Origin of the sequence: Ornithinimicrobium sp. (genome assembly GCF_035267225.1) — a bacterium.
In the GTDB taxonomy this organism is placed as follows: domain Bacteria; phylum Actinomycetota; class Actinomycetes; order Actinomycetales; family Dermatophilaceae; genus Ornithinicoccus.
On sequence record NZ_DATFMA010000014.1, the window covers coordinates 1 to 4,404 of the forward strand.

4 protein-coding genes are annotated in these 4,404 nt (G+C 71.6%); 3 read left to right on the top strand and 1 reads right to left on the bottom strand.

Translation table 11 applies throughout. The annotated features are described in order from the left end of the window. Positions 1-62: 62 nt before the first annotated feature. Entirely contained in the window at positions 63-773 is a 711-nt protein-coding gene (locus tag VJ976_RS00855; RefSeq protein ID WP_324097977.1) for an HAD-IA family hydrolase, read from the bottom strand. Between the two features lie 125 nt (positions 774-898). Here VJ976_RS00855 and VJ976_RS00860 point away from each other — a divergent pair, with 125 nt between their 5' ends. Genes VJ976_RS00860 through VJ976_RS00870 form a run of 3 tightly spaced genes read left to right on the top strand, consistent with a single transcriptional unit; the run spans position 899 to position 4,108 of the window. Further along, positions 899-3,010 (top strand): RecQ family ATP-dependent DNA helicase, encoded by a 2,112-nt coding sequence (locus tag VJ976_RS00860; RefSeq protein WP_324097979.1) that lies wholly within the window; start codon positions 899-901, stop codon positions 3,008-3,010. Positions 3,011-3,052: 42 nt separating this feature from the next. Next, positions 3,053-3,877: an SDR family oxidoreductase gene (locus VJ976_RS00865; protein ID WP_324097981.1), complete on the top strand. Its 825-nt coding sequence runs from the start codon at positions 3,053-3,055 to the stop codon at positions 3,875-3,877. Between the two features lie 24 nt (positions 3,878-3,901). After that, positions 3,902-4,108 carry a single-stranded DNA-binding protein gene (locus VJ976_RS00870; RefSeq protein ID WP_324097982.1) on the top strand — a complete coding sequence of 69 codons (207 nt, stop codon included), beginning with the start codon at positions 3,902-3,904 and terminating at the stop codon, positions 4,106-4,108. Positions 4,109-4,404 lie beyond the last annotated feature (296 nt).

Below are 4,404 nucleotides of genomic sequence, written 5' to 3' on the forward strand. Positions count from 1 at the left end.
GCTGCGGTCCATGGGGTCGACGGGGGCCGGGGGAACATGTGGCGAGGGGTACTTGTGCGCCATCAGATGAGCTCCGCCAGGTCGGCGACCACCAGCTGGGCACCGTGAGCGCTGAGCACGTCGGATCCCGCCCCACGGTCGACCCCCACGACAAGGCCGAAGTCTCCGGCTGCTCCGGCTTGCACGCCGGAGATCGCGTCCTCGAAGACGACGCACTGGGTGTGCGGGACACCGAGCTGGTCGGCGGCGTAGGCGTAGGTATCCGGTCGGGGCTTGCCGGGGATGCCGTGCTCGGCTGCGACCGCTCCGTCCACGACGACCCCGAAGCGTTCGGCGATGGCGGCCGCCGCCAGCACGTCGGGGGCGTTCTTGGACGAGGAGACCACCGCCATGGCCACCCCGAGGGTCTCCAGATGGTCCATCAGCTGGATCGAGCCGGCGTACGGGGCGATCCCCTCGCGAGCGAGCCGCTCGGCGAAGACGGCGTTCTTGCGGTTGCCGAGGCCACACACCGTCGGTGCCGTCGGCTCGTCGGACGGCTCGCCGAGAGGCAGGTCCAGCCCACGTGAAGCGAGGAAGGCGGCCACCCCCTCGTACCGCGGCTTGCCGTCCACGTGGTCGAAGTAGTCCTGGTCGGTATAGGGCGGCTGGCCCGGGTAGTCGACCAAGAACTCGGAGAACATCTGGGCCCAGGCGCTCATGTGTACCTCGGCAGTGGGTGTGAGCACACCGTCGAGGTCGAACAGCGCCGCCTCGTAGTCATCCCATTTCACGCAGGCCAGCCTAGGGGTATCGGGGTGGGTGGTCGCGAGCGTCCGTGCCTGGGATCGGGCCTGGTGTCGTGGGCGGGGTCTAGCGTGAGGGTCATGGCTTCGGTGACCCGGCGGTGAGTCAGGCGGTGAGTGACTCGTGGCAGGATGACGCGCTGGCGGCCCTGCGCGCTCTGGTGGGCTCCCCGCAGGCGGCCTTCCGAGACGGTCAGCCGGATGCGATCCGGGCGCTGGTCCAGCAGCGGGAGCGCGTGCTGGTCGTGCAGCGCACCGGGTGGGGCAAGTCCGCGGTCTACTTCGTGGCCACACGGCTGCTGCGCGCTCAGGGCGCCGGGCCGACCGTGATCGTCTCGCCGCTGCTGGCGTTGATGCGTGACCAGATCGCGGCTGCCGGCAGGGCCGGCGTGCGGGCGGTGAGCATCAACTCGGCCAACCCCACCCACTGGGCGGACGTGACCCAGGCGTTGGCTGCCGACGAGGTCGATGTGCTCCTGGTCAGTCCCGAGCGGCTCAACAACCCGCGTTTCCGCGACGAGCAGCTGTCGACCCTCACCGGACGTTGCGGGCTGCTGGTGGTGGACGAGGCTCACTGCATCAGTGACTGGGGCCACGACTTCCGGCCGGACTACCGCCGGATCCGCTCCCTGCTGGCCGACCTGGCGCCGGACACCCCGGTGCTGGCCACGACGGCCACCGCGAACCAACGGGTGGTGACCGATGTGGCTGCGCAGCTCGCGGACAGTGGCGCACCGGTCCGAACCATCCGGGGCCCGCTGGCCCGTTCCTCGCTCCGGCTCGGGGTGCTTCGCTCGTTGACGCCGCAGCAACGCGTCGCCTGGCTCGTCGCCCACCTGGATGAGCTGCCCGGCAGCGGCATCGTGTACTGCCTCACCGTCTCGGCCGCCCACGAGACCACGCAGGCCCTGCGCTCGGTGGGGGCCAGGGTGGCGGCCTACACCGGGCAGACCGACCCCGAGGACCGTGAACGCCTGGAGCAGGCGCTGCGGGACAACGACGTCAAGGCCCTGGTCGCGACCAGTGCCCTCGGCATGGGCTTCGACAAGCCCGACCTGGGTTTCGTCGTCCACCTCGGCGCGCCGTCCTCGCCGGTGGCCTACTACCAGCAGGTGGGTCGAGCCGGTCGGGCCACCGAGCGGGCCGACGTGCTGCTGCTGCCCGGCTCGGAGGACCGCGACATCTGGAGCCACTTCGCCTCGGCGTCCATGCCGCGCCGCGACCAGGCCGAGGCGGTGCTCCACGCTCTGACCGAGGCGGGGCGGCCCCTGTCGACGCCGGCCCTGGAGACGATGGTCGACGTGCGCCGTACCCGCCTGGAGCTGCTGCTGAAGGTGCTCGACGTCGACGGCGCAGTCGACAAGGTGCGCGGCGGCTGGGTGGGCACCGGGCAGGCGTGGGCCTACGACGAGGACCGCTACGAGGCGGTCACCCGCACGCGGAAGCGAGAGGCGTCGCTGATGCTGGACTACCAGCGTGGCCAGCAGTGCCGGATGGCCTTTCTGCAGCAGTGCCTGGACGACGAGAGCGCTGCCGCCTGCGGCCGGTGCGACGTCTGTGCCGGCCCGTGGCTGCCCGACGAGATCCCGGCGCCGGCGATGGAGGTCGCGGGGCGCAGTCTCGGCGCGATCGGCGTGACGGTCGAGCCGCGGACGCAGTGGCCCACGGGGATGCCGCGCCTGGGCATCGACGTGAAGGGCAAGATCGCGGAGCAGGAGCGGGTGGAACCCGGCCGGGTCGTGGCCCGCATGAGCGACCTCGGATGGTCCGGCAGGCTGAGCGCCGTCCTCGGCAGCCAGGCCGGCGACGCCGACGTGCCCGAGGACCTGGTCCGCGCCTGCGTGCAGGTGCTGGCGCAGTGGCCGTGGAGCGACCGGCCGGTGGGGGTCGTGGCCATGCCCTCGCGCACTCGCCCTGTCCTTGTCGCCTCGCTGGCTGAGCAGCTCAGCCGGATCGGGCGGCTGCGGATGCTGGGCACGCTGGACCTACGCCACGGCGGCCCCACGGGTCAGGCGGGCGGCAACAGCGCTTTCCGGCTGGCTGGGGTGTGGGGCCGCGTCGGTGTCGGGGATGAGCTGGCCGAGGCGGTGCGGGAGGCCGCGGGGCCGGTGCTGCTGGTGGACGACCGCATCGAGTCCCGGTGGACCATGACCGTGGCCGGAGCCATGCTGCGCCGGGCGGGCGCCCCGGAGGTGCTGCCGCTCGCGCTCGCTCTGGCTTCCTGAGGGCCGCTCGCACGCCCGGGAATGGCGAGAGACACTGGCGGTATGGCATCGCGAGCAACAGCATTGGTCACCGGAGCGTCCAGCGGGATCGGCGAGGCGTTGGCCGTCGAGCTCGCGCGCAAGGGATGCCGCTTGGTCCTCACAGCCCGGCGCCAAGTGGCCCTGGACGCGCTGGCGGAGCGACTGCGGGACGAGCATGGTGTGGAGGTGAACGTCGTCACCGCCGACCTGGCGGCGCCGGACGGGGTCGACTCCCTGGTGGCAGAGCTCCACACGCGAGGGCTCGTCGTGGACGTGCTCGTGAACAACGCCGGGTTCGGGGACTTCGACCCGCTCGCGGAGGCCGAGGGTTCGAAGCTGCACGACATGCTGGCCGTCAACGTGACCGCGCTGACGATGCTGACGCGGGCGCTGCTGCCCGGGATGCTCCGGCGGGCCCACGGGACGGTGCTCAACGTGGCCTCGACGGCCGCCTTCGTGCCGGGCCCGGGCATGGCGGTGTACTACGCCTCCAAGGCCTACGTGCTCTCGTTCTCCGAGGCGCTGGCCGAGGAGGTCCGCGGCACCGGAGTCCGGGTGACCGCGCTGTGCCCCGGGCCGGTGGCCACGGAGTTCCAGGAGCGGGCAGAGCTGCACCGCTCCCAGCTGCTGGCGAACAGCTCCGGCGCGATGCTCGATCCGACAACGGTCGCCCGGGCGGCGGTGAGGGGAGTGGAGAAGGGCGCCGTGCGGGTGCTGCCCGGGGCAATGAGCAAGGCCACGGCCATCCTCCCGCGTCTGTTGCCGCGCTCAGCCCTGACCCGTGTCGTGGCGCGTGCCCAGGCGCCGGTGGCGGAGGAGGAGGCTGCGCGCCCAGCCTCCGGCTGAGGATCGCCCGGGATCTGAAAGCAGATGGCCGAGAACGCGGCCGAGTCCGTGACCAAGGGCGCACGGGTCGTGGCCAGCGGGGGCCTGTTCACCGAGCAGTGGGCCACCGAAGACGGCGAGGCCCGGGACTCCACGAAGGTGCACGCCGCGGCCATCGGGGCCAGCCTGCGCTTTGCCGTGGCACACCTTCAGAAGACCGAACGGCCCAGCGACGCTGACGCGGGGGAGTAACCGCCCAAGGACAACCCGCATCGCGTGGGGCCGCCGTGAACACTGCGGTGGCCGCGCCCGACCCTTCAGCAAGCGCCTCGCGCGACGGCGCGACAACCCACCGCCACGCGAATGCGGATGGTTCTAAGACGTGCACCGATGCCCTTGGCGGGGAACACTGGGTCGCATGCGAATGGGCAACACCGAGGTGCATTTCCTGGGCGGGGCCCCAGGTTGTCTGGGCATGATCTTGGTCTCGATCGTCTTGTCAGTCGGGCTGACTCTGCTGCTTAATCTGTTCTTGCGCTGACTGAGAC

Excerpts from the sequence above, each read along its gene's own strand:
- VJ976_RS00865 (WP_324097981.1), top strand. The coding sequence starts at position 3,053 with ATGGCATCGCGAGCAACAGCATTGGTCACCGGAGCGTCCAGCGGGATC.
- VJ976_RS00870 (WP_324097982.1), top strand. The coding sequence starts at position 3,902 with ATGGCCGAGAACGCGGCCGAGTCCGTGACCAAGGGCGCACGGGTCGTG.